The sequence below is a fragment of the Luteibacter yeojuensis genome (genome assembly GCF_011742875.1).
In the GTDB taxonomy this organism is placed as follows: Bacteria; Pseudomonadota; Gammaproteobacteria; order Xanthomonadales; family Rhodanobacteraceae; genus Luteibacter; species Luteibacter yeojuensis.
Genome location: NZ_JAAQTL010000001.1, coordinates 127,463 through 152,024 on the forward strand (window position 1 = coordinate 127,463; position 24,562 = coordinate 152,024).

At 63.3% G+C, this 24,562-nt stretch carries 23 protein-coding genes and 1 pseudogene; 4 read left to right on the forward strand and 20 right to left on the reverse strand.

Going from position 1 to position 24,562, the window contains the following annotated elements; translation table 11 throughout:
• Positions 1 to 9 precede the first annotated feature (9 nt).
• Positions 10 to 1,797 carry a peptidoglycan-binding domain-containing protein gene (locus HBF32_RS00550; RefSeq protein ID WP_166697699.1) on the forward strand — a complete coding sequence of 596 codons (1,788 nt, stop codon included), beginning with the start codon at positions 10 to 12 and terminating at the stop codon, positions 1,795 to 1,797.
• A gap of 97 nt (positions 1,798 to 1,894) precedes the next feature.
• On the opposite strand, the gene HBF32_RS00555 is transcribed toward HBF32_RS00550, so the two are convergent.
• The 20 genes and pseudogenes from HBF32_RS00555 to HBF32_RS00650 all read right to left on the reverse strand — a co-directional run bounded on the left by HBF32_RS00555 (position 1,895) and on the right by HBF32_RS00650 (position 21,350).
• Positions 1,895 to 3,577, reverse strand: coding sequence for a type IV secretory system conjugative DNA transfer family protein (locus HBF32_RS00555; RefSeq protein WP_166697700.1), 1,683 nt, complete (start codon positions 3,575 to 3,577; stop codon positions 1,895 to 1,897).
• A gap of 9 nt (positions 3,578 to 3,586) precedes the next feature.
• Complete coding sequence (locus HBF32_RS00560) at positions 3,587 to 3,907, reverse strand: hypothetical protein (RefSeq protein WP_166697701.1); 321 nt, start codon at positions 3,905 to 3,907, stop codon at positions 3,587 to 3,589.
• A 39-nt stretch (positions 3,908 to 3,946) separates the two neighbouring features.
• A complete protein-coding gene (locus HBF32_RS00565; RefSeq protein WP_166697702.1) occupies positions 3,947 to 5,389 on the reverse strand; it encodes an XVIPCD domain-containing protein in 1,443 nt (480 codons plus the stop codon).
• Positions 5,386 to 5,904 (reverse strand): hypothetical protein, encoded by a 519-nt coding sequence (locus HBF32_RS00570; protein ID WP_166697703.1) that lies wholly within the window; start codon positions 5,902 to 5,904, stop codon positions 5,386 to 5,388. The genes HBF32_RS00565 and HBF32_RS00570 overlap by 4 nt, the downstream gene beginning before the upstream one ends.
• Before the next feature lie 65 nt (positions 5,905 to 5,969).
• On the reverse strand, positions 5,970 to 7,097 hold the full coding sequence (locus HBF32_RS00575) for an XVIPCD domain-containing protein (protein WP_240147770.1): 1,128 nt from the start codon (positions 7,095 to 7,097) through the stop codon (positions 5,970 to 5,972).
• A 14-nt stretch (positions 7,098 to 7,111) separates the two neighbouring features.
• Positions 7,112 to 7,585, reverse strand: coding sequence for a hypothetical protein (locus tag HBF32_RS00580; protein WP_166697704.1), 474 nt, complete (start codon positions 7,583 to 7,585; stop codon positions 7,112 to 7,114).
• An 11-nt stretch (positions 7,586 to 7,596) separates the two neighbouring features.
• Positions 7,597 to 8,928 carry an XVIPCD domain-containing protein gene (locus HBF32_RS00585; RefSeq protein WP_166697705.1) on the reverse strand — a complete coding sequence of 444 codons (1,332 nt, stop codon included), beginning with the start codon at positions 8,926 to 8,928 and terminating at the stop codon, positions 7,597 to 7,599.
• Between the two features lie 81 nt (positions 8,929 to 9,009).
• Positions 9,010 to 9,519, reverse strand: a complete 510-nt coding sequence (locus tag HBF32_RS00590; RefSeq protein WP_166697706.1) for a hypothetical protein — start codon at positions 9,517 to 9,519, stop codon at positions 9,010 to 9,012.
• Positions 9,520 to 9,714: 195 nt separating this feature from the next.
• Positions 9,715 to 10,221 carry a DUF4189 domain-containing protein gene (locus HBF32_RS19675; RefSeq protein ID WP_166697707.1) on the reverse strand — a complete coding sequence of 169 codons (507 nt, stop codon included), beginning with the start codon at positions 10,219 to 10,221 and terminating at the stop codon, positions 9,715 to 9,717.
• Complete coding sequence (locus HBF32_RS00600) at positions 10,218 to 11,408, reverse strand: TrbL/VirB6 family protein (RefSeq protein ID WP_425482166.1); 1,191 nt, start codon at positions 11,406 to 11,408, stop codon at positions 10,218 to 10,220. The genes HBF32_RS19675 and HBF32_RS00600 overlap by 4 nt, the downstream gene beginning before the upstream one ends.
• A 38-nt stretch (positions 11,409 to 11,446) precedes the next feature.
• Positions 11,447 to 12,457: a hypothetical protein gene (locus HBF32_RS00605; protein ID WP_166697605.1), complete on the reverse strand. Its 1,011-nt coding sequence runs from the start codon at positions 12,455 to 12,457 to the stop codon at positions 11,447 to 11,449.
• Entirely contained in the window at positions 12,361 to 14,829 is a 2,469-nt protein-coding gene (locus HBF32_RS00610) for a VirB4 family type IV secretion/conjugal transfer ATPase (protein ID WP_166697708.1), read from the reverse strand. The genes HBF32_RS00605 and HBF32_RS00610 overlap by 97 nt, the downstream gene beginning before the upstream one ends.
• 67 nt (positions 14,830 to 14,896) lie before the next feature.
• Positions 14,897 to 15,205 (reverse strand): VirB3 family type IV secretion system protein, encoded by a 309-nt coding sequence (locus HBF32_RS00615; protein ID WP_166697709.1) that lies wholly within the window; start codon positions 15,203 to 15,205, stop codon positions 14,897 to 14,899.
• The gene (locus HBF32_RS00620; RefSeq protein WP_166697710.1) at positions 15,198 to 15,626 is read right to left on the reverse strand and encodes a TrbC/VirB2 family protein; all 429 of its coding nucleotides are present in this window, start codon (positions 15,624 to 15,626) and stop codon (positions 15,198 to 15,200) included. Before HBF32_RS00620 ends, HBF32_RS00615 begins: the two co-directional genes overlap by 8 nt.
• Before the next feature lie 352 nt (positions 15,627 to 15,978).
• Positions 15,979 to 16,785 (reverse strand): annotated as a pseudogene (locus HBF32_RS19680) (lytic transglycosylase domain-containing protein); the annotation flags it as partial.
• 39 nt (positions 16,786 to 16,824) lie between these two features.
• Positions 16,825 to 17,865 carry a P-type DNA transfer ATPase VirB11 gene (gene virB11 / locus HBF32_RS00630; RefSeq protein WP_166697712.1) on the reverse strand — a complete coding sequence of 347 codons (1,041 nt, stop codon included), beginning with the start codon at positions 17,863 to 17,865 and terminating at the stop codon, positions 16,825 to 16,827.
• 3 nt (positions 17,866 to 17,868) lie between these two features.
• The gene (locus HBF32_RS19565; protein WP_166697713.1) at positions 17,869 to 19,125 is read right to left on the reverse strand and encodes a TrbI/VirB10 family protein; all 1,257 of its coding nucleotides are present in this window, start codon (positions 19,123 to 19,125) and stop codon (positions 17,869 to 17,871) included.
• Complete coding sequence (locus HBF32_RS00640) at positions 19,122 to 19,889, reverse strand: TrbG/VirB9 family P-type conjugative transfer protein (RefSeq protein WP_166697714.1); 768 nt, start codon at positions 19,887 to 19,889, stop codon at positions 19,122 to 19,124. Before HBF32_RS00640 ends, HBF32_RS19565 begins: the two co-directional genes overlap by 4 nt.
• Complete coding sequence (locus HBF32_RS00645) at positions 19,886 to 20,821, reverse strand: VirB8 family type IV secretion system protein (protein ID WP_166697715.1); 936 nt, start codon at positions 20,819 to 20,821, stop codon at positions 19,886 to 19,888. Before HBF32_RS00645 ends, HBF32_RS00640 begins: the two co-directional genes overlap by 4 nt.
• Positions 20,822 to 20,834: 13 nt before the next feature.
• Positions 20,835 to 21,350, reverse strand: a complete 516-nt coding sequence (locus HBF32_RS00650; protein WP_193570309.1) for a hypothetical protein — start codon at positions 21,348 to 21,350, stop codon at positions 20,835 to 20,837.
• 1,034 nt (positions 21,351 to 22,384) lie between these two features.
• On the opposite strand from HBF32_RS00650, the gene HBF32_RS00655 reads away from it, so the two are divergent.
• From HBF32_RS00655 to HBF32_RS00665, 3 genes are all read left to right on the forward strand, one after another.
• Positions 22,385 to 22,894, forward strand: a complete 510-nt coding sequence (locus tag HBF32_RS00655) for a nicotinamide-nucleotide amidohydrolase family protein (protein ID WP_166697716.1) — start codon at positions 22,385 to 22,387, stop codon at positions 22,892 to 22,894.
• A gap of 97 nt (positions 22,895 to 22,991) precedes the next feature.
• Positions 22,992 to 24,041 (forward strand): recombinase RecA, encoded by a 1,050-nt coding sequence (gene recA / locus HBF32_RS00660; RefSeq protein WP_166697717.1) that lies wholly within the window; start codon positions 22,992 to 22,994, stop codon positions 24,039 to 24,041.
• Positions 24,022 to 24,534, forward strand: a complete 513-nt coding sequence (locus tag HBF32_RS00665) for a regulatory protein RecX (RefSeq protein WP_166697718.1) — start codon at positions 24,022 to 24,024, stop codon at positions 24,532 to 24,534. Before recA ends, HBF32_RS00665 begins: the two co-directional genes overlap by 20 nt.
• Positions 24,535 to 24,562: the final 28 nt, after the last annotated feature.

Genomic DNA, 24,562 nt, shown 5'->3' on the forward strand with positions numbered 1-24,562 from the left:
AGTTGCAACATGCCAGGATTGACTGATAACGAAGCGCGCGCTCTGTCCTATTTCGCCATAGGCGTGAGTTCCGAAGGTAGCGACGTCGCTTACCGACTGAGTTTCGCGGGAAACATCGGCAACGATGCCCAGGGCCATCCCAGGATGCAGCCCGTCGGCAACAGCGGGTTCTCCATCGGCACCCTGCAGACCGACCTCGGGCAACATCCCGAGGTCGCGACCGAACTGACCGATGCCTACCAGGCATGGGCGCACAACGCGCATCCGGAGTGGGCCTTGAGTCCGGCCCAGCGCACGCAGACCATCGCCGACCTTGGTCGTACCGGCCACCAGATCGAGGCCCAGAACGGCCGTCCGCTCGACGCCACGGTGAAGTCGCACCTCGATGCCTTCATGGCCAGCGAAGCGGGCGTCAATTTCGTCCACCAGCACGATACCGCGCAGGTAAACAAGCTGATGACGAATGCCATCGCGCCGCTTCAGCAGACCGACCTTTACCGGCACGCCTCCGAGGCGGATCAGGCCCGCCTCATCACGATGACGGCCAAGCTCTACAACCAGAGCGAGACCTATGGGAACCGTCTCATCGGCGAGCTTCAACGAGGCGAACTCCACAGCGTGGACGCCGTGCGGCACTCCATCGACCGCTATCCGGATTACGTGACCGAGGGACGCGATCACGCGTTGGCAGGTGCGGCCTTGTTCAACGATATGCGAACCACCGGCCCCGATCATCCGCTGCGGCCGGCGTGGGACAACGTGGTCAACCATCCGCTCGTCAATCCGACGCAGCTGGGCAACGATCCGGCGCATCCCAACCTCCCGCACGAATATGCGGCCATACGCGATGCGTTCACCGATCCGGTGCATTCCCGCGCGATGGTACAGGCGCTGGGCCAGGGCGGTTCCTATGCGAAGACCTCCAACCATCGCGGCTTTTACTCGGAAGGGCACGACCTCGTGACCTGGGACCGTTCGGGCCACGGCGAGGCGCTGATGAACGGCCAATGGACATCGGTGAACAGCCGCGACGTGTCCACCCGCGTCAATGCCGATCGCACGCTGGACGTGAACGTGCGCCGTAACGGTGAGGACGAGCGTCTGTTGCACGTGACTCACCCAGGCCACCTGCGTGCCCCGACGTCGGGGCATGCCACCGGCGATCATGTGCAGCATCCGGGCACGCTGCGAGAACACGATCACGCCCCCGCGGTCGGCGACCTTCAACGCCAGCTCGCGCAATTGGGCTATAAGGGCGCCGACGGCCGCACATTGCATCCCGACAACGATTTTGGCGCGAACACGACCGCCGCGTTGAAGAATTTCCAGCGCGAGCACGGCCTGGGCGACGATGGTATCGCAGGGGCGAAGACGATGGGGGCGTTGAACCAGGCCTTGCAGACGCGAGCCGCGGGGCTCGACGACTCCGCGCATCCCGGCAATCCGCTCTATCGGCAGACGCTGGAGGGGGTGCATGCCCTCGATGCCCGGCAGGGACGCACGCCGGACCAGATGAGCACCAACCTCGCCGCCTCGCTTGCGGTAGCCGCGCATGCTCAGGGCCTTTCGCGAGTCGACCATGTGGCGCTCAGCGACGACGCCCAGCGCCTTTACGCCGTGCAAGGAGACCTCAACTCCCCATTCAAGCGGATCGCCGAGATCGACGTGGGCCAGTCCGTCGGCAAGACGATGGCGCAGAGCAGCGCGGAATGGCAGCAGCCGCCCGCACAGACGCAACAGCCGACACAGCCTCAGCCGCAACAGCAGCAACAGCAGCAACCCGAGGTGCATCGGTAACTCAACGTGTGGGAGCCGGCTATGCCGGCGACCCCGCGGCAGCGGGCACGCTTGCCGCGGCTCCCACACAAAGCCTGGTGCCTGTCGGATCGACGCGTCAAACGGCCAGCTGCGGCACGTCCGCCTTTTTCATGAGGCGCGAGGTGAAGTACTTGTCCTGGTAGTAGCGTATCTTCTCGCACATCACAGGATGTGGGATGCCCTCGTAGAGAAATACCTCTTTCTCCGTGCCCATCGCCTTCAGTTCCTGCGGCAGCATCAGCGCACGCCTTTCCTCGCTGTGGCTGCGGGAAACGTCGCCCTTCTTGCTCCTGGTGACGTTTTCGCGGCGCACCGTGGTATAGCCCAGCATGTCCGAATAGTCGTTCGCATCCTGCTGCTCGCGCGGTGCGTAGACAATCTGCAGGGCGTGGTTGGTGATGACGGTGCGCGAGACGTCCTTGCCGTACGTGGCATCCAATTGGGCCATGCTCTGGATGATGGGTAACAGGCGGATGTTGTAGCCGGCCATGTACGAAACCGCCGAAGCGATGATCTCGACCTTGCCGATGGAGGTGAATTCGTCCATCAGCAGCAGGCACTGGTGCTTCAGGCTAGGGTCGTTCTGCGGCAACACCTTGGTGTTGAGATTGATCAGCTGGCTGAAGAACAGGTTCACGATCAGGCGGCTTTCGGCCAGCTTGTTAGGCTGGATGCCGATGTAGACCGTCATGCGCTTCTTGCGCACGTCCGTGAGCAGGAAGTCGTCCTCGCTGGTGGCCGCGTCCAGCACCGGGTTGATCCATGCGTTCAGCGGTTCCTTGAAGGTGCCGAGGATCGAGGCGAACGTCTCGTTGGCCTGGGACAGCAGGTTGGCGAAGGCCGATTGGGCATTCGCACTCAGGCTGGGATCCTTCGACAGACGTGTGTACAGCTCGCGCAGGTCCGTACCGTCGCCCGACGACAGGCGATAGATCATGCCCAGCGTAGGCTTGCTCCGTACCACTTCGGGGCGACCCTTGGCTTCGTCGTCGTCCCATTTCTCGCACAGGTACAGTGAGAAGGCCATGAAGGCGTTGCGTGCCTGGCTGACCCAGAACTTCTGGTCGTCGGACCCATCCGGATAAAGCATCGAGGCGATGCTCATAAGGTCCGACACCCGGAAGGCCGGGTCCTTCGAGACGTAGCTCAAGGGATTCCAGCGATGCGTGCGGCGGTCCTCCGCGAACGGATTGAACAGGTAGATCTTTTGTCCCTGGGACGCGCGCCAGCCGCTGGTCAGGTCGAAGTTCTCCTGCTTGATATCCAGCACCACCACCGATTCCTGGTAGTCGAGCAGGTTCGGGATCACGACGCCCACGCCCTTGCCCGAGCGGGTAGGGGCGGCGAGGATCACGAACTGCTGCCCCGGCAGGCGGACCAGGTTGCCCTTGAACTTGCCCACGAGGATGCCGTTGGGGGCGGGCGAGAGCATCTTCTGCTTGCGCAGGTCCGATGCGGTGGCGAAGCGTGCGTCGCCGTGCATGGATTGCTTCCTGGGCTTGAGAAGGAAGTACAGCGCCACGCACCAGGCGATGAGTGGGAGCACGAAGCCGATGAGACCGGCCGTTTCGATTTTCCACACGTATGGCTGGAACTCGGGCCTGCCCAAGGACTTCACGTACTCGAAGTACGTCTTCCATTCCAGCGGTACGTCGTGCAGGCCGAGGAGCAGCAGCGTGAGGTAGCCGGCGAAGTATTCGCCCACGGCGAGGGCCACGATCACGAGGCCCAGCGCCCAATATCCCCTGTGTTTGGTCATGAACGTCGCTCAGTGATCGTAGGGGGATTGTTCGCCGGTGCCGACGCCTTTCCAGGCGCCCTGGCCAACGCCGGTGCATATCGCCTGCCACTCGGCGAGGGACGCGTAATCGTCCTGCGTGGCGGGACGGCCATAAGGTGTGTTCGGCGGATCGCACGAGGGATCCCACATGAAGGTGCCGGCCGCCGCCGATACGGGCCACCAACATTTCGCAGGGTTCTTCTGTCCATAGGTGCAAAAGACAAACGGGTCGTTGTCACGGTACGTAAGCGCCTGGCCGCTTGCGGCCCCGGCGAACATCGCGGCTGCCAAGAAGATCCATGTTTTCATAGCGAGTCCTGTTTCGGTTGAAGAGTGTCCACCTGCCGGTCACATACCCGGTTGCGGTCGTGCCGGTTGCTGTTGCTCGACGGCCTGCGCGATCTGCTGCGCCTGTTGCTGGGTCTGGCCTTGTTGCAGGAGTATCTGGCTGCTCTTTTCCAGGGGCGTGGCCATCGCCTCCTGGGTGTTCACTTCGGCGACGCGCTTGAAGGCCGACTGTGGATCGCCCTGCACGACATAAGCGCGAGTGGCGTCGCCGTTGAGCGCCACCTGGTCGATGCGCTGGAGATCGGCTTGCTTTGCCGCCACGGTCAGCGATGCGGCCAGTCGGTCGCTGCGCTCGTCCGACGGCCGCTGGTGCTGCCGATCCAGCTCCTGGACGCCATCGCGGGCCTGCCGGAAGAGAGCGTGGTCCGGATGCTCGGGCTGGTCGACGCGAGGTGCGGGTTTGTCGTGATCGAACCAGGAGCCCGGATGGGTCAGGGTGTCCCAGGTACCGGATACCTTGTTACCTATGGCGTGACCCGCGGCACTGGCGTCCTCGGCAATCTCGTGGCCCACACGCTTCGCGGCTTCGGCGACTTCGTGGGCGGCATGCCCAATCGCCTGGCCGGCCGCCGCCACGTCCTTCACCACCTCGTGGCCGAGCCGATCGATCCCTTCGCCGATCTCCTTCGGTATTTCCCAAGTCGCCGACAGCCCCTTGCGGAGATCCATGACGTCGTCGCGGTAGCGATCGATCATGCCTTCGTGGGCGCGGTAGCGGGCCTGGCTCTCGGGGTTGACGATCGACTGGCCGAGCAGCTTGCTGTCCGGCACGAAGTTGTCGATGGCATGGGCATCGAAGTCCGTCGCCTTGATCGGATTGCGCGGCGAGAGGATGCCGCCGTCGTCGCGATAGCCTGCCTTCGAAAGCGTGTCGATATCCTGTTGCGCGGCATAGACCCGCACTTCGCCGAAATGCGGGCTGGCTGCGCTTACGGGATCGCCGGCACGTACGTGATCGATGACCTGGTTTCCGCCTTCGGGTACGCCAAAGAGGCTGGCTGCGCCGTAGGCGTTGAAGGTTTCGCCGTGAAGCCCGAACTTGGCGGCGTTGATCTCGGCCAGCGTGCCTCCCAGCGAGTGACCGGTGACCGTGACCTCGATGGGGTTGGGTGACCGTTCCGATTCGCTGGCGGCGCGGTCAAGTACACGTTTGGTGAACTCGGCGGCCTTGCTTTCCTGGGCGTTGACTCCTAGCAGGACCATGCCGGCATCGACACCGCCATCGTGGATTGGCTCGCGGTCAAATTCCGTACCCCGATAGGCAATGATGATCTCGTGCGTGTCCTGGCGTTGGTATGCAGTCGCCTGCAAGCCCGTGCTGGGATCGTTGATGGTGTCGATGGCCGAGTAGGTGACTCCGTCGAGGTCGAAATTCTTCCTCAGGACGGGATCGTGATAACTCTCCTTCGCCAATAGAGCGTAGTCGGTCGAGCGCAAGCTCACGGCAGTTTCTCCGCCGCTTCCAGCGTCACGGTGAAGGTGTCGTCAGGAAGCTTATAAGCCTTCGGGCTGTCCGCTCCGATATCGATCCGCTCCATCCGTCTGTCGGTATAGGACCCGTTCGCGAAATATCGCGTCACTGAGGAGCTGGCAAAGATGTCCTTGCTGAAAATGGACGGGCTGAAGGTGATAGGCCCGCTTATCAGGCCGGCGCTGACGGCAACGATCGACCAGCGACACACACCCTGACCGAAATAGTCTTCATCCAGAAATTTGTCGACATAAACCTCGGCCTTGTAGACGTTATCGCCTACGCGCTTGAACTCGATGGGCTCGTGCCTCTCGGGTTCCACCGTGGCACCAGTGATGGGCGTCAGAGGCACGCTCGCCGGATTGCTCACCTTGTAATCCGCGTAGCCATCGATGCTGTCGAAGCTTCCGGGTGCACCCTTGACCGTCATGGTGATCTCGTAGCGCATGCGCGGATTCGGGTTGAGCTTGATGTCGGGCTGTTTCATGGTGGCACCGTATGCGTGGGTAGACAGGAGCAGGAGGAGGGCGGAGGTGGCGCTGCTTATCGTCCTCATGGCCCCGCCCCCAGCGTCGCCCGAGCGGCCTGTTGCTGTTGCGACTGCTGCTGTTGTTGATGGTCGGCCAACGCCTGGCCTTGCTGGGCTACCTTCTGCGAGGCTTGGCTGCTGTGCTCGACAGGCGTCGCCATGGCCCGCTGCGTAAACACTTCGGCGACCTGCTTGAACGGTGAGTTGGCATCGCCTTGCATGGCGTAGACCCGGCTGGCGTCCGTGCTCAATTCGACATGATCGATGCGATGCAGGCCGGCCTGTTGCGCCGCGACTGTCAGCGAAGCAGCGAGACGATCGCTCCCACCGTCTGAGACTCGCTCATGCATCGCATCGAGACGGTGGACGCCCTCGAGGGCCTGCTTGTAGATCTCATGGCCAGGGCGCGCCGGCGAGTCGAGCTTTGGCACGTCCTGCGTCTGCTGGTGCTGGAGTGCTTCCGCCGTGCGCGGACCCACGACGCCGTCCGGCGTCAGTCCATGCACACGCTGGAAGTTCTCCACGGCTCCCCGGGTGTGCTCGCCGAAGTGGCCATCGGGCGAAATAGGACGGCCATGCGCATCGTGGACACCAAGCGCGTTTAGCCGCTCCTGTAAGGCCTGCACGTCATGACCCGTGGCGCCTTCGCGCAGAGCGTGCGCCCTGGTCCCGTGCGCGGGTGCATCGTGGGCGGGATGGGCACCGACCGCCGGGGCCGGACGTTCGCTCCAGAAGGTCTCCGGATTCATGGGATGCCCCTTCGGGTCCTTCATCTGGTAGTGCACGTGCTGTGCGTACTGAGTGGCACCGTCAGGGCCGCGTCCGCCCATGTGGCCGATCTCGTCGCCGGCCTCGATATGCTGGCCGACTTTCACCGACTGCGACTGCGTATGCAGGATCTCGTGGCTGTTGCCATCCGCATCGCGGATCTTGATCGTGCCGTACTGCCCGCCGACGAAGGTGACTTCCCCTGCGATCGGCGAATGCACGGAGGGATGGGTGAGGTTGATCCCAGCCTGTCCGCCTTCGTAGTTGAAGTCGGAACCGCCGTGAGGCCCCTTGGCGCGATGCTCGCCGTAATGCCCGGTGATATGCGCCGAGCGATTGCCCTGGTGAGGCAGGATGACATTCATGACGTCCTGGTATGGCATGTGTGTGTCCTCCCTCAGAGCGAATCGTCTTTGACGCGGTAGAGGTGCCAGCAGTCGTCCTTCCGGAAGAAGAACGTCGTCTGGTAGTCGGTGTCCGGCTTGACCAGCTTCACGGCGATCTCGGTCGGACCGCTCACGGTCTGGGTGGCGACGAGTCCGTCCTTCGTCTGGTCCGCCTGGCTGGGCATCACCGGAAAGGCGACCTCGGCCCTGGCGAGCGACTTGGAGACCGGCTTAGGCTCGGGATCGGCGTTGGGATCGACCGAATCGCTTTGCAGCGGATCGGTGACATACGCCTTCTGGATCGCGACATCGTTCTCGAACAACGGCAGGAAGCGGTCGAACTGCTCGGCGGGGCAGGTGGGTGCGGAAGAAGCCGTCGACGCCGGTGTCGCTGCGGCAGCCGGAGCGGTCGTCGGAGTGGGAGCCTTGTCGCAAGCCGTCAACAGAACCGCGGCGAGCAGGAAGGGCAGGGCTGGGATGCGCATCGTCGATCCTCTCAAAGCGGGGGCAGGGACGGCGAGGCCTGTTGCTGGCTCGCCTGCTGGGTCTGTTGCTGTTCGTGGGTGGCCTGGGCGGCGTGTTTCGCGAGCGCCTGGGTGCTCTGCTCCACGGACGTGGCTGTCGCCTGCTGCGTCACGACCTCGGCGACCTGCTTGTGGGGTGACTGAGGATCGCCTTGCACCGCATACGTGCGAGCGGCATCCGTGCTCAGCGCCACGTGATCGATGCGCTGCATACCTTGATGACGGGCGGCGACCGTCAGCGCGGCGGCGAGGTTTTCGCTGTGCTGATCGGGTTTGCGGCTGTGCTCGGCATCCAGGCGGTGCACGGCGTCCTGCGCCTGACGGAACAGCGCATGGTCCGGATGCGAGACGTGGTTCAGCGCCGGCATCGGCGGGTAGCCGGGACTGTGAGGGTGATGATGGTGCGGGCGATGACGCCGGCCGGCTTCGACGAGGTCTTGAGCGTGCTCGATGGCGGATAGGGTATCGTGCCCGGCGACGCCATCCTGGGCGATGCCCGAATGGCGTTGCATGGCCTTCACCGCTGCCTTCGTCGCAGGACCGAAATCGCCGTCCGCCTTCAGGGCGTGACCGTGATCGTCCTTGTACCCCAGGCTGGCGAGGCTGCTCTGCAGGCGACGGACATCCTCGCCATGCGCGCCTTCCTTGAGCAGCGGCGCAGCGTGCGGGTGGGCCGGTGCGTGTGTTGCGGGTCTGGCGTCGGCTGGATGCTGCGAGAGCCGTTCCATGACGTCGGGCGTCAGGCGCTTCTCCCAGGTAGCGAATCGTTCCTGGCGATCCTCCAGGCCGTTGTAGCGGCCGTTGATCGCATGCGTCGCGGCTTTGACGTCTTCTCGCGCGTTCTCGGGCACCCGGTTCTGCCAATACCAGACGGCGATGCGTGCCGCGTTGTTCGATTCCGCGGCCAGTTCCGGGTGTTTCACAAGGTCGAGGTCGAGAGCCTCGCCCGCCGCCCGGTAATTGTCCTTGCCGGTGAGCTGCATGTAACCGCGCCCGCGGTATAGATAGCCCTCACCCGGACGATCGTTGCCATTGCGGCCGCCATACATGAGTTCGGCCAGCTTTTCCGGACGTCCCTGCAAGGCACCGAGGCGCGCGGTTTCCAGCGATTTCTCGCCTTCGCGCCAGGCTGACTGCACAGGGATCTGCGAGATGTTGCGCGTGTAGCGGAAGCTTTCTTCCATCCGGTTGAGGCCGTTGGACTCGTGCGAGACCTGGGCCATGAAGTTGGCCAGTTCCTTTGGCCGGGTGATGCCTGCCGCAGCTGCCGCCGCGAGCAGTTGTGATTCACGATCAATCGCCATGTGTAGCTCCTGTCTGACTACCACGTTCGGCGGGGCTCCCTGCTCGCCCTAGGCCCACCCATCCGGGCGGGTCGATGCCCCTCAGGGCAATGCCACCTCCGGAAGACGCGACGGATCGAAATCGCCGAAAGCGATATCGCCCAGGTCGCCGGCGTTCAGGTCGATCACTTTGCGCGCCCCTGTGTCTTGGTCTTCGACGCGCCGGATCGCATGCGTGACGAACCAGTTCTTGCGTGCGGCAACATAGGTGAAGGTGAATTCGTCGGACCAGCGCTCGCGGCTCCCGCCGCCGATAGCGACCGTGAAGTTGCCGCGTTCGATCCGCGTGTATCCGTAGGGATCGCCGGCGATGCCGCCGCACGTTGCGCAGGGGACGAGGCGCGCATTGGAGACGACCTCCTGGAGCTTCCCCGCATTATCGCGAACGAGGATCTTGACGGTGCGGAAAGGTGCCTCTGTCGACTCAGGCACCCCCGCGGATGGCGGAGCGAGTATCAGCACGACGCCAGTCGAGCCGTCCCCCTTCAGGTCACCGGAAGTGGACTCGAGGATTTTCGCTCCACCGGCCGCGAATGGTTTCAGGTCGTCCATCTTGCTTCCTTTGGTCCCGGTGTCCGACGTCGAGGCGGTTCGAGGCGCTTGTGTGGCGAGAGCGGCGATCGGATTCAGCGAAGAGAGGAGGACCAACAGCGCGAGGGCGACACTACTGTTCATTTAACTCATCCTCATGCGACAAATCATCGAGTGCGTGCAACCCTCCATTCACTGCATGCCGGCCGGGAAGCATTACTGCACTTGCTGCGCGGCGCTACAATCGCTGTAGACCACCTTGCAGCCCTGAGCCGATTGCTCGCAATACCTCATGGCATCGCGCTCCGCCCCCGACTGACTTGAACCACTTGCTACGCCGTGCCCGCCTGTTCCCCAGGCTACTGCGCCACATCCATTGCGGTATGTCATCTCGACCTTGCAGCCCCTCGCGCCACGACTGGCGCAGTCGCGCGTCGCGTCGCGTACAGCATCATTTTCGCTGGCACGTCCGACGACTGTTCCAGCCCCCCCAGTTTCGCTGTCGATGACGATAGCGCCCCAGGTAAGATTCCATTTGGGCGGAGGAGGTTGAGGAACATTGCCTTGGCCTGAATTGTAGTCGGGCATCCCAGGGGCATCTGGCGGTACGCAGTTGCCGCCACCCGTGTTTACACCGGTGGCGCATTGAGCCCAGGCGGCATTGGCCATGAAGGCCAAGCAAGTAGCCATCACTTGAAGAGGTTTCATGCGCAAGGTTCTCATGTGTATCCAGGGTCTTTCGGGTGGTAGCCGGTTTCTTTTTGTTTGAGGTTATCGTTTCCGGCGATGTAGCCCGCCGACGAGGATCCTAGCTGGGAGTAATTCCCGAATGTATGGCTCTGGCCCACGTTTTGACTTGAGCCACCCCGGTCTGGAGCTGTGTAGGAAGGGGGCGTGTAGCTTGGGGTCCCCGGCACGCCATACCCACTTCGCGAACCCGGCGGCTCAGGCTTGATATGCCCGAACGGCGAGTACGAGTTGAATTGGCCCAGGGTACCTTGGAAGAACGCTGCCGCCATCGGCGGGGCGCTGATGATCATGGTGGTGAGCAGGAGGCCAAGGCCACCTTGTTGCAGAGCCATGCTGTTGATGCCGTCGGTGTCGCCGGCGCCGCCAAGGCTTGGCATGGATAGCAGGTATTTCACCGCGAAAGCGGCGGTGACGGCGGCCATCATCTTCATGGCTATGGTGACCATGACGCTGAGCACGGCCAGGGAGAACACTGTGCCGATGCCGTAGAGCAGCCACTTGCTGAAAAGCTGCTTGGTCGGCTCAAAGAGCAGGCACATGATGAAGATCGGGCCGAAGCCGACAAAGAGGGCGAGGGCAATCTTGTTCAGAAGTAGCATGGAGCCTGCGATAACGCTGGGCCCGGCAATGCCGATGCCGGTGAACCAGCGGTCGCGGTCCTTTGCGTCCTGCGCAGCCTGGTTGCCACCCGTATCGATGGCGTCGATGGTGCCCATCGCGACTTCCATGCCGGCGAGATTGTTGTCGATATGCTGGAACGGGCTGCCGTCTTCCCCGGTCACGTACTGGGCGATAGCGGTCGACATGCCGTCGCTCAGTGTCCAGTAGATGGACGACGACGAATAGGCGGCGGAGGTAGCGATGAAGACCACGAGCGTGGCCTTGAGCGAGTCGCCCACCAGCACCATCATCGGCTGGCGAGACTGGCCGGTGACGATACGAAATCCCTGGAACATGATCCAGACAGTCAGCACGCTTACCGCGACGAACCCGATGATCTGGGCCGATCCCGTCAGGAGCTTCCACTGCATGATATCGATTTCAGTGCGAAGGAAGTCGTTGATCGTCTGGAAGAAGACGAACTGGGTCGCCGAATCCAATGGACCGGCGAACATGGCCAGGGCCGGGTGGCCTGTGAGGGTGCTCATGAAGTCAACCATGACGCGGTATTCCGTTCGTGATGATGTCGAGAAGTCGGTCAGAAGCCATTGGACTTACCAATGCCAAGGGTCTGCATGCCATTGGGTTTGGCCGTCTGCACCTCCTCCAGGCTCGCCTTGAGCGCGGCGCCGGTCGCGAGGCCGCTGATGGCGCTGCCGATGTTCACGTCGCCGATCCCCGGCAAAGAGATCGAGTCCCACTTGGAGGGGTTCTTGCCGGTGCTCGCGGCGTTGGCTGCGATGGTCTGCTGGGAACGCAGGAAGCGCAGGTTCGCTTCATAAGCGTAGTTCACCGTCTGCATCTGCTGCTGGTCGAGAGCGATGAGGTTGTAGAGCGCGGTGAGCTTGTTCGTGTTGTCCTCGAGCTTGCCGAACTGGTTCGGGTCTTTGTCCGTGATCGCCTCACGTTCCTTGAGGAGTTCGCGCAACATGGAGTCCCGCGTCTCGGTATTTTTGTACATGGTCAGCATGTACCGGTATTGGGCGTTCTCCAGATCGATAATCTGTTTGCAGACGTCCTGCTGCGGCTGGGCAACGGCCTTGCAGCGCGTGCCATCGTCCAGCACCGTCGAATCCGCTGGAAGCGCCTTCACGGGATTGCCCACCCGCGGTCCCGGCTGGCTGTCCTTGTAAGTGCCGATCTTCAGCTTTTCATTGATGGCATTGATGTTGCCGTTGATCGTCGAGCCATCTCCGAGCGTCTTGCCGAGCACCGTGTTCATGTCGGTAGTCTGCTTGTCGATATCGGTGGTCTTGTCCGCGGTGGTATGCGTGTTCGACTGGATCTGCTCCAGCGTGCTGTTGGCCTGGGCGTCGTTCACGGCCCACTGCGCATGCGCCGCAGGCGCGACGAACCCCAGGGCAAGGAGGAGCGTCGCGATGCCGGCGAAGCGGCGAAGAGGGGAGGTGTAGCGACGATTGTCAGTATGGATAGCCATGGTGGTCTCCAGGGTCAGCGAGCCGCCGAGCGGGCAGGGCGTGTCGTGGGGGCGGCGGGCGACGGCTTCTTGCCGCTGCCTTTCCGGTTTTCGTAGAACGAGGGCAGCCACTGGTCCGGCGTCAGGTCGTCAGGCTTGACGCCTTCGATTTCCGCCTGGCGGGCCAGTACCTCGTGCATGATCTCGATGTTGTCCGTGGATGCGGAAATGACCGCCAACGCGTCATCCATGCCGCGCAGGTTCAGCTGGCATACGGCCGAGGCATGGCCTTGCTTGACGAGGAAGCGGCGCGAGCGCTCGTCCAGGCTCACGACCACCTGGTACTCGGCATCGGTGAGCTTGAGGCCGTCCACGTAATCCTCGCGGCTGGCGTTAGGGTTAGGCAGCAGGATCATCGTGGCGGTCTGCTCGATGAGCGCCGCCGAGATGTCGCTGGCCAGCGCATCTTCCGGGCTCTGCGTAGCGAAAATGCCCATGCCGTTCTGTTTACGGATGGTCTTCTGCTTGTTCTTGGCGAATTCCTTGAGGCCTCCCTTGCCGTCGAGGATCTTCCAGAACTCGTCCATGACGTAGATGAGCCGGCGGCCGTCGATCAGGGCCTCGAGGCGATGCAGGAGGTAGTTGATGACCGGCGCGCGGACTTCCGCATTGTCGATGATTTCGGTGTAGTCGAAACCGATGATGTTGGCCCGCGACAGGTCCACCGTGTCCTGTGGATTGTCGAAGACCCAGCCAAGCGAATTCCCCGCAGTCCACTTGCGCATGCGGATGAAGAGACCGTCGTCGCCGAGGTTCGGCAGGTTCTTCTGAAAGTTCGTCATGCTGCGCAGGTGCATCGGAATGTCGAGGACGGCCTCCACGGCGCGGTAGATGTCCTCTTCCTCGCGCGAGCTATAGACGCTCTTGCCGGCCAGCACTTTGATGAGATCGGCCAGGAACTGCACGTTCTCCTCGGTACGCTCGCACTGGAACGGATTGAACCCGGTGGGCTTGCCGTTCTCCAGGGCGAGGTAGTTGCCGCCGCAGGCGCGCACGAAGATCTCCGCGCCGCGATCCTTGTCGAAGAAGAAGATGGTGGGCGCAGGATCGAGTTTCTGCACCTGGCTCAGGAGGAAGTTGATCAGCGCCGTCTTGCCGGTACCGGACTTGCCGATGACCATCGTGTTGGCGATAGCCTTCTCCCCGTAGGAGTTCTCGGCAGGATGGGTGGCGTGGAAGTTGAAGAAGTACGGCTGGCCATTGGTGGTCTGCAGCGTAGTGACGCAATCGCCCCAGGGATTGTTCTGCTTCTTCCCCGTGGCGAAGTTGTGCAGCGGCGACAGGCCGAGGAAGTTGAGCGAACTGACGTTGGCGAGCCGCGTCCGGTATTTCCAGTTGCCGGGGAACTGCGCGTAGAAGGCCGAAGTGACGGCCAGGTCTTCCTTCACGGAGACGAAGCCGGCGTTGGACAGTTCCGCGCGAGTGGCGGCGATCTGCTGCGACAACATTTCCTGGGCGGTCGAGTACACGGCCATGGTGAAGTGGTACTCGCCGAGCACGAAATTGCCCGACGCGAGCTGGTCCATGGCCTGGTCCATCTCGATGATCTGGCTCACGGCTTTGTCGCCGGAGGAAATCATCATGCCCTTGGTGCGCTCCAGCGCCTTGAGTGCGTCCTGACGGCCCATCGGGCTGAAGGAATGGGTGATGACGTATTCGAAATCGAGGTATTTCAGTCCATTGAGGATGCCCGGATAAGTGCCTTCGACGTATTCCTTGATGTTGAGGATGGCGCCGAAATGGTTGACGCCGTTCGGCGTGGTCAACACGAAATCGCCTGTCTTCGACGAGAAACGCTGGCGGCTGACCGGCAGGTAGTCCTTGACGGCGGCGGTGAGTACCGGCACCGGCTCGTCCAGGCGGTTGAGAATGTAGCCGTAGAGTTCGAGCACTTCGGAGAACACCACGCCGTTCGGGGCTTCGTACATGCCCATGCGGCTGGGGGCGTAATCCTTGAGCACGGCCTCCACGTTGCCCGCAAGCTCCAGGATCGTAGCGACCGCCTGCGCTTGCTCGGACTGGAGCCGTTCGGCGTTGGAGGACTTCTCGACGAATCGCTTACCCGATACCACGGGGCGATAGATCATCGTGAGATATAGCTCGTTCTGCATGAGCTTCTGACCGGACAGCGACTCGTAGTAACCGTCGGACAGATCCTGGTTGAAGCGATGCTCGAACCGGCTCTTGTCCTTGATGCCACGGCGGCGACGGACGTCGTGGACCCAGAACGCCACGTTCACGAAATCCGGCGCACGCAGTGTCTGCAGCATGCGGTTGAAGGTGTTATGACGGTGTTCGATCTCCCATTCCTCCCTGCCTACGAAGGGCAGGCCGCCGAGGCGCCACACGAGCAGAAAGTCGCCCCCCGTCGTCTTGAGGACGGTCGGCGAGACATGGGTCGAAAATGGAATGAATTCGCCGATCGCTGCATCTGGAATGAACATGGCTGGTGTCTACCGTGAGACGCTCTGGAAAGGCCCTGGCAGCAGGGCTGCCAGGGCGAGGGATGCCTTATCGTTTCGCCCTGCCGGGCTCGCGATAACTGTTGGGTGTGAACACCCACGTGCCGTCGTGCTCCGCCAGGTTCCTCACCCGCGTCCGGAACTGCAGGCGCAGTCCGAGCAGCCGGAAGATCATCTCGTCGCGACGGGCCATCTGGCGCATCACGAAGATGGAGGTGGGAATCCACAGCAGGAACCACATGTTGAAGTACATCGCCATCAGCAAACCGCTGCCTGCCCCTACGAAGAAGGGCACATAGGGCACGCCCATGAACATGGGTGGGCGCGTGCAGCCGCGGAAGAGCGCATTCTTATGCATGGAAGTGCAGCAGGTGCATGGCGGTCTGCAGCGACTCCATGAGGAACGTGGTGGCTGCGCCACCGCTGCTGGAGGTGCAGGCGGTCGAGTCGCCGCTACCGCCGACGACCATCTTCGCCACCTGGGCGGCAGCGCCGATCAGTACGCCACCTACGAGGGCCGGGGCGACATCGGCGATACGCTTATGGGCGAAGGCGATCTGGTAGCCGGAGAAGATCACTGCGATGGTCACGACTACGATAGACGCGGCGTTCAGCAGCGAATTGATGTTCTGGAAGAAGCCGCAGACCTTCTTCGAGGTTTCGGTCACGTCCTGGGCCAGGCCGATCGAGGGCAGGAGCAGGGCGGCGGCGATCATGAGGAAGATCGCCATCTTGTTGAGTGACGCGCGGTCGTTCGGGATGCTGGGCAGGTTGGACATCTCGTGATTCCTTCGTGGTGCTGGGCTGGATGCGGCCGATTGTTTGCGGCCGGGTTGAGGACGGCTACGAATAAGGCAGCCGGTTTCGCGATGACAGGCTTCCCCTGACGGCGGAAGCAGGTCAGAAAACGAAGGCGCCATCGGCTCCTCCACGGCGAAGGTCCGCCGGATCGCCGGCGGGTGTGGTGGGCGCCGTGGGCGTGGCGACGGAGGAGGGTGCCGGGTCGTTGGGTCCCTGCACCTGGGGTTCGAAAACGCCGTTGTCGTCGGCGGGACCGGTCCCTGTCGGGTTGGACGACACGCCGATCTGCGACATCACGGCCGCCGTCGCCGGATCGATGGGAATCCTGCCCGGAGTGGCGGGCGGCACAGGCGTCGGCAGGGTCCCACCCGGAAGCGGGATGGCCCCATTCCCCGGAACGAGCGGCATCACCTGGTTCTGCGCCGCCTGCGCCGCTTGCAACGCCTGCGCGATGGACGCGGCGTCGGGCAGTGTGTCGGCCACGGCGGAATTGGGACCGGGTACGATCGCCCGGCTCGGCGGCGGAACCCCTGCCACCTTGGCGACGGCGGGCGCCATGGCGGCCGCGAGTGCGGCATCGGCCACGCTACGCATGGCGACGCGGTAGGCGGAGCCGTCGACGGGACGAACAGGTGTTCCCTTGACCGTTGTCATAGGCTTGGTTACCAGCGGTATCGGTATGGCATTCGCCACCAGCGCGCCCTGGCGCGCCATCGAGTCGAAGATCTTCTGAACGTAGCCGTCCTGGTAGCCGGTGGTGAAGTTCCCGGAGTAGTAGCAGCTGAAGGCCTTGCCCCAGTCGCCACCGGCGCTGGCATAGCACTGCGCGAGGATCTGCGATCCCGCGACCAGGTTCGGGCACACGTCGAACGCCTTCTCGTAGGTATCGAGACCGAACTTGCCGAGGTTCGCACGATTCACCTGGGCGACGCCGAGCGAATAGTTGTAACCCTTCGCTTCGAGCATGCGCGCGGTCGCCACGGCTTCGCCGAGATTTTCCGGCTGGCGCACGAGTTGGCCGCCCACGACGCCGATGGCGTACGGGTTGCGCGACGATTCGACGTTCACGACGTGCTGCATCACCTCCGCCGGTACGGCGAGGTTGGGGCAAGCCATCATTTCCAATCCTGGTAGCACCGTTACAACTCCTGTCTGATGACCGATGTGTTTCGCGTGTTACCCCCCGTCCGGAGCCAGGCCCCGAGCGGGGTTGAAGTCGATGCCGGTAATGTGGCGGCGCCCGGCGTGTGCCTTGATGTGTACGACGATGTCGATCGTGAGCATCAACAATCGCTTGATCGTGGAGAACTCAAGCCCCGCGCCTTCGTTGGACGCTTTCACCATCAGGCCCAGCTGGTCCCAGGTCTGTTCGACACTGCCCGCGTGGCAACTGGTGATCGATCCGGGATGGCCCGAGGCGCAGTTGCGGATGAAGTAGAACGACTCGTCGCCGCGAAGCTCGGCCAGGATGATCCGGTCGGGCTTCATGCGCAGGCAGGCTTCCATGCAACTCTTTGCAGTGATGTTGCTCGCGCTCTGTCCGCCCTTCGAATACAGCAGGTGCACGACGTTCGGCTGGTCGATGAACAGTTCGCGCGCGTCCTCGATGGTGACGAGGCGCTCGTCCGCGGGGATGTGTCCCACCAGGGACTTCATGAAGGTGGTCTTGCCGCTGCCGGTGGCACCGGCAACGACGATGTTCTTCTTGCTCAGCACCGCGTGGCGGAAGAAATCCGCGTAGCGGCGTTCCGCGCGCAACTCCAGCAGCTCCCGGTCCGCTTCGGCGACGGTGTTCGCACCTTCGAGGATCTGGTCGAAGAAGCCATCCTCCTGGTACTGCGCCAAGGTCTTGCTCTGGCGCGACGGCAGGCGGATCGTGATCGAGACCCGCCCGGCTTCGCAGGCGGGCGGAATCACGAACTGCGCACGCTGTCCGGTCGGGAAGGTCAGCGACACCACCGGGTCCACATCGGTGATGCGCTGACCCGTATTGCTTTCGTTGACCACGGCCGTACAGAACTGCCGTGCCCGGTCGAAGGTGAGCGACGGCACGTCCATGCGCTCCCACTTGCCGCGACGCTCCAGGTAAAGCTCACCCGGCTTGTTGATGCAGATTTCGGTGACGTCGGACGACGAAAGGTAGTCCCGAATACCCAGCACTTCGTACTGGTAATCCAGGAAGTCGTTGCCGATGGCGGCGAGTGCGGGTTCGTTCATCGGTCAGTACCGCGCCACCACGCCGCTGAAGTCCACGTCCTTGGCGACGTAGATGGCGAGCACCGTGCCCTGGTTGATCGTGACGGTGGCCGGGCGATTGACCGCACGCTGCACAGCCGAATTGGCGATCTGCTGGATCGTCGCCGCGGTGTTGCTCTCGAACGGGCTCTGCGTGACCACGCCATTGCTGATGGTGGTCTGGCGCGGGCCATGCTCGGCGGCCTCGTACTTGAAGGCATCGCTGAGCAGTGAGATCAGCAGCGCGGCGCCGATACGGCTGCCCCAGTGGGCGTTGTAGTGACCGGGATGGCCGGCACCGCCCAAGGTATCGATACCCGGGCTGGCCATGTTCACGTCGATGCCGGTAGGTGTGACGATGCGGTCCCAGATCACGGCGACGCGCGGGCCGTTCGGCTCCATCTCGTACTTGCCCAGCACCTTCGAGCCCTTCGGCAGGAGCAGTCGCTTGCCGGTGAACGAATACACCGGTTCGGTGACCACGCAGGACGTGAATCCGGGGATGTCGGTGATGATCTTTGTTTCGAGCACGCAGCGGATGAAGGTGCCGCGCAGCATCAGCGTATCGGGGTGGGTAAGCGGCGAGGCGTTGGAGACGTCCGGCAGCTCCTTGGCGCTGTAAGCGGAGTTCACCGGAACACCGCCGCCCCCCACTGCGCCCGGCATCCCGGGAATCATTCCGAACGCGCCGCCGGGACCACCCCGACCGCCACCACCTGTCGATTGCCCGGTACCACCCGCGATCTGCGCCGCTTCGGTGTCCATCATGCGGCGCTCCATGAGCGACGGGCCCGTGCGCGCCGGCGGCATGGCCGCCTGACGCGGCGGGAGCGTGGAAGGCAGCGGCGGAGGCGGCGCCAGCGCGATCGGTTCGGGAAGACGGGGTGCCGGCTCCGGCACCGGTGCGACCCTGGGCGCTTCCGGAATGGTGACCGTCTCTTCCGCCTTGGTCTTTTTCGGCGCCGGCGTGGAGCTGCCGCCGCTCATGAAGAACCAGGCAGCGAAAAGCAGCAACGCGACGATGCCGGCAAGGAACGCGAGGGCACGACGGTTCATCCGGCGGACATCGGCCGCGGCAAGTTGCGGCGCGCCGGCGTCGAGGTCTGGCGGCGGCGCCTGCCGACGCTGGGTCGAATACGGATTGCCTGCGAGCGGGTCGACGTGCTCGCCGCCCTCTTCCGGCGGCGGCACGTGGTCGTCGCGGGTCTCGTCGTCCGGGTGATAAGGATTATTCGGGCTCACTTCTTCGTGTTCCTTCGCAGACCCACGACGTTGTCGTCGTGCCGGATGACCAGGTAGTTGTACGTGCCGTGGACAACGATGGTGTTGCCCTCGACCGTGGTGTTCACCACCGAATCCTCGCCGTGTTCCTTTTCACGCATGTAGACCGTCGGGAAGTTCCCGGTGGGGAACTGCTTCAGGTCGGGCATCTTGATGTAGGTGAAGCGGCCGTCGTCATAGACGTTGATCGGCACCAGCCATGGCGCGGTCTTGCGCTTCATGGCGTAGTCGTAATCGAAGTTGTAGTCGCGCCCCTTGACCAGCGCGGTGTCGAGCTCGGGTGTCTCCGCCACCTTCTTGGTCTCGGCCATGAAGCTGGTATCGGATGGATAGGTGAAGGTGATCTTGTACTGCACGCCCGCACGACGGGCCTGCTCGAGCGTCTTCCAGTCGGTGGCGACCACCTTCAGTTCAAAGATGTACGAGTGTGTCGCGGTACGAATCATCATGTTCGTATCGACGTCGACGTTCTTCGGCTTGACGTAGAACACGTTGTCGCGCCGCGTGAGCTCCCAGCCACTGCTGAAACCGGTGCTGTAGTCGAGGATCCTCTCGTTCGGACTGAGTTCGATCTGCGTCGTGATACCGAGGCCGGTGCGGACCGTGTAGATCTTGTCCGGCTCGTACTGGTAAGGCGTGACCACCTGCGCGCGGACGACACCCGTCAGGCCGGTCGCGACAAGGCACGCGGCCAGCGACAGCCGTAGCAAGGTTCGATGCTTCATCGACGGCGCCCTCCGTTGGCGGCGTTCGGTTGGACGGTGGCGACGCTCTGCGGCGCGGCCGTTTGTGCAGGCATGCCAGCGGCCGGCGCGTTATCGACAGGGATCGGCGACTGCGGCAGCGCTTCCAAGGAAGCCGGCGGCTGCTGCGCGGGCCCCGGTGCGGCGGCGGGAGCCTGCGTCGCGGCGGGTGCCTCGCTTTCCGGCGGCGGGGGTTCGGCGTAGTCGCTGTCCACCCGGTAATCGGTGACCTGGAAGCCGAGCGGATTCTCCACGCGGTATTGGTCGTCCATCTTCAGGTTCGGCTTGTACGAGAACGCCAGCGTGGCAATCTTGTTGTCCAGCGGTACGGTTTGCCCGGACAGCTTGTTGTACACGCTGCGCTGGAAGCGGACGGTCGCCCCCTTTGGTGTCGTGCCGTTGTCGCCGCCGATGAAGATGATGCTGGAGATCTTGACGCGGATGGCGCGATCGCGGCCATAGGTCTTGTACGGAGCGTCCGGGTTGTCCAGCGAGTGCAGGTCGGTGTAACCCTTGGCGACCTTCGGCGCGGCCATCGTCAGCACGGTGGCCCAGTCGCGCAGGTTGATCATCGTCACGTCGAACGATTCGCGCGCCAGGATGAAGTGGGTGACATTGCTGCGGTTGATGGCTTCGCTGGCGGTGATGCGACGATTGACGACGTCGTCGGTGATGCGCGTGACCGAACTCATGCCGGTGTAGGCATCGGCAAGAACGATGTACGGCACCTTTTCCTTCAACGGCAGCATGTAGAAATAGCCGCCGGCGAGGATCAGCGACAGCGAAATCGCGCAGAACGCCACCATCCACGCGCGACGCTCGCTGCGTTGTGCAAGGTCGGAGATCGTGATTTCGAAGTCGACCGATTTCGCTACCGCGGCGTCGATCTTCGGAGATTGCTTCTTGTTGAGCATCGAGGGAGCCTGGTTAGCGGGTCTGGGGCGCGGCGACGTCAGCCTTGCCCGTCGCTTGCGCGATCGGCGGCTGTTTGTCCGGAGTGGATGAGGGTCCGGTAGCGGCCGGTGCTGACGGCACGATGCTGCTGGTCTCCTCGACGACGATTTCAGGCCCATCCACGACCACCGTCACCCCTTGCTGCGCAAAGATCGCGCTCAACTGGCTCATGGCATCGCGGACCTCCGAGGTGTGGATGTCCGCGGCAGCCTTGGGCAGGGTGAAGTCGGAGCGCAGGCGATACGAGAGCTTGGTACCCGTGTCGTTCGTCCAGCGCGTCAGCATCGTTTTCAGCGTGCCGTCCATGGGCGCGGCGTAATAGGTGTACGGCACGGCGAGCGGGATCTCGACAGGCTTGTCGTCGTAACGATTGATCGGTCGCCAGCGACCACCGAAGTCCTTGGCCGACGGCGTCCCGCAGCCCGAGAGAAGGGTGGCCAGCGAGATAACGAGAAGAGCGCAGAGCTTCGAAGACAGGTGTGTTTTCACGCGTGGCTCATAAGTCATTGATAGGCAATGGAGCAGCGGCGACGGGCGCGATGGGGCCTCGCCGCGAGGCGTAGCGTTTAAAACAGCCGGAAAAAGGTTTGAGCTGGAAGGTCGGGAAAGGGTCGTTCCCGACGGAGAAGCCGCGGCGGAAGTTCCGCTGGCGGATGTCCTACCCCTGGCCGGAGCCAGTCTCGAGCCGGCACGGCCTCGAGCGAAATGCAAATCATCCATACAACATCCTGTACAAGCGCCAAGGGCGCCCTTGCATTACGTGCCAGCGAAGAATGGCCGTACGCCTTCGGTGGCGATCACAGATCGCCTACCTAAAGTTGCGTCTACCGAAGCCTTTGGATTCCCCACCCCTTATGCGGACCCTGTCCGCGGCGTAAAGGTAACGCAACAACTGTTTTTTGACTAGGACCTGATACGGCCGTTTTTGCGACACTTGTCACACATTGTGGGCATGTAATATGCCTGAAACGCGTCAAAGTCTTGACGGGTTTCGCGGAGCGAGTGCGAACCGGATACGGATTCTGCCGAATACGCATATGGCTCGTTAAGGTTGCAATGGTAACCATCATGTATGTCCCTATCGAAGCAAAGGCTTTCCGTTCAGCGTGTCGGTCGAGCGACCTCGGGATGACTTTCCATGCCCCATCGGTCTTTGGCTCGGACCTAAACGCTTCTGGAATGCTGATCCAGGCGTAGATCTGCCGGCGAGGGGTTTTGGCCTTTCGAAGGGGTGAGGGGGTGCCGCGCGGAGCAGGCGGACTCGCCCATTGATCCTCGACCGGCGAGACGATGGGCTGGAAGCGGCAGCGGCCCGAAAATACGCATCATGCTGTGTCTTCTCCAACGGTGTGCGCGATGTCATCTCGACAAAAACGGCACCCATAACGAGTCCATGTGAGCAACTGAATGTTGAAATTGTATCGCCAGTCAGGTGTGCTGACAATCGATCCTCGTGTGCAAGAAGCGCATCGACATCGCGGGGAGCCGGGAGTAGAACTTCTCTCTTTGCCCAAGGACCGCCCGTGACTGCCGACTCCATCCCCACCGACGCCCAGCTCGACGACCTGGCCCGGGAGGTCGCCGAGGCCGCGCAGGAGCGACGCCTGATGGTCGCCACGGCCGAGTCGTGCACCGGTGGCTGGATCGCGAAGACCCTCACCGACCTGGCAGGGAGTTCAGCCTGGTTCGAGGCAGGCGTCGTCTCCTACAGCTACAGCGCGAAGGAGGCACTGCTCGGCGTCAACCCGCGTACGCTCGAACGCACAGGCGCCGTCAGCGAGGAAACGGTGCTGGAAATGGTCTCCGGTGCGCTCGCCCGTTATGGTGCGGGCGTGGCCGTGGCGGTCACCGGCATTGCGGGCCCGTCGGGCGGCACACCGGACAAACCCGTCGGCACGGTCTGGATCGGCTGGAAACGCCGCGGGGGCTACGCTCACGCGCGGCTCTATCATTTCGACGGGGATCGCGAGGCGGTCCGACGGCAGACGGTGGCCGCGGCGCTTGTTGGAATGACCGCCGAACTGAAGGGCTGATCGGGGCCGGCTATGGCAAACTTGGCGATTGCGGATCGCAGCCCCTGAGACCACGGTCGGGCAAGATACTCACCTACACACGAGACTGGAATTCACGATGGACGACAACAAGCGCAAGGCGCTGGCGAGCGCGCTCGGCCAGATCGAAAAGCAGTTCGGCAAGGGTGCCGTGATGCGTCTTGGCGACCGCGTCGACGACCAGATCGACACCGTGTCGACCGGTTCGCTCGGCCTGGATATCGCCCTCGGCATCGGCGGTCTGCCGCGCGGCCGCATCGTCGAAATCTACGGTCCGGAATCCTCGGGCAAGACCACGCTGACGCTGCAGGCCATCGCCTCCTGCCAGCGCGACGGCGGCACGGCGGCCTTCGTCGATGCCGAGCACGCCCTCGACCCGAGCTACGCCGAGAAGCTGGGCGTCAACGTCGCCGACCTCCTGGTCAGCCAGCCGGATACCGGCGAGCAGGCCCTGGAGATCGCGGACATGCTGGTCCGTTCGGGCGCCGTGGACATGGTCGTGGTCGACTCGGTCGCCGCGCTCACCCCGAAGGCCGAAATCGAAGGCGAGATGGGCGATTCCCACGTGGGTCTGCATGCTCGCCTCATGAGCCAGGCGCTGCGCAAGCTCACGGCCAACATCAAGAAGTCGAACTGCCTCGTCATCTTCATCAACCAGATCCGTATGAAGATCGGCGTGATGTTCGGCAGCCCGGAAACCACCACCGGCGGTAACGCGCTGAAGTTCTACGCCTCCGTGCGCCTCGACATCCGCCGCATCGGCGCGGTGAAGAAGGGCGAAGAGGTCATCGGCTCGGAAACCCGCGTGAAGGTGGTGAAGAACAAGGTGGCACCGCCGTTCCGCCAGACCGAGTTCGAAATCCTCTACGGCGAAGGTACCTCGCGCGAAGGCGAGATCATCGAACTGGGTGTGCGCGAGAGCCTCATCGACAAGTCCGGCGCCTGGTACAGCTACAAGGGCGATCGGATCGGTCAGGGCAAGGAGAACGTCCGCCAGTTCCTGCGCGACAACCCGGCCATCGCCAACGAGATCGACACCGAACTGCGTGCCCGCCTGCTGGTGAAGCCGGGCAAGGGCGACGGCGCGGTGGCCAGCGACACCGAGCAGGATGCGCTCGAGGAAGTCTGATCCTGGCAAGGGCAAGGGCGATCGGAAGGCCGATCGCCCGACCCGTACCGCCTATGACAAGGCGCTTGGCCTGCTGGCCCGGCGCGAACATTCCCGCCGCGAACTCGCGCAGAAGCTCGAGCGCGGCGGTTTCGCGCGCGACGAATCCGCGGCCGCGGTGGAGCGGCTGGGCGACCAGGGCTACCAGGACGACACCCGATTCGCGGAGGCGCTGGTGCGCAGCCGCGTGGGACAGGGCTATGGGCCCGCCCGCATTCGCGCCGAGCTGCGCAGCCAGGGTCTCGGCGACGCCACCATCCGCCAGCTGGTCGACGCGGCGGAAGTCGATTGGGACGTGCTGGCCGCCCAGCAGCTGCGCCGGCGCTACGGTGCGCCGGTCGCCGATCCCGCCGAAAGAGCCCGCAGGGCGCAATTCCTCTTGCGTCGTGGCTTCGCCGCCGCCACAGTACGTGTTCTTACCCACGCCGATGCGGAAGACGCCGACGACGACTGAAGGCAGCGAGCCTTGATTCTGGACGGAG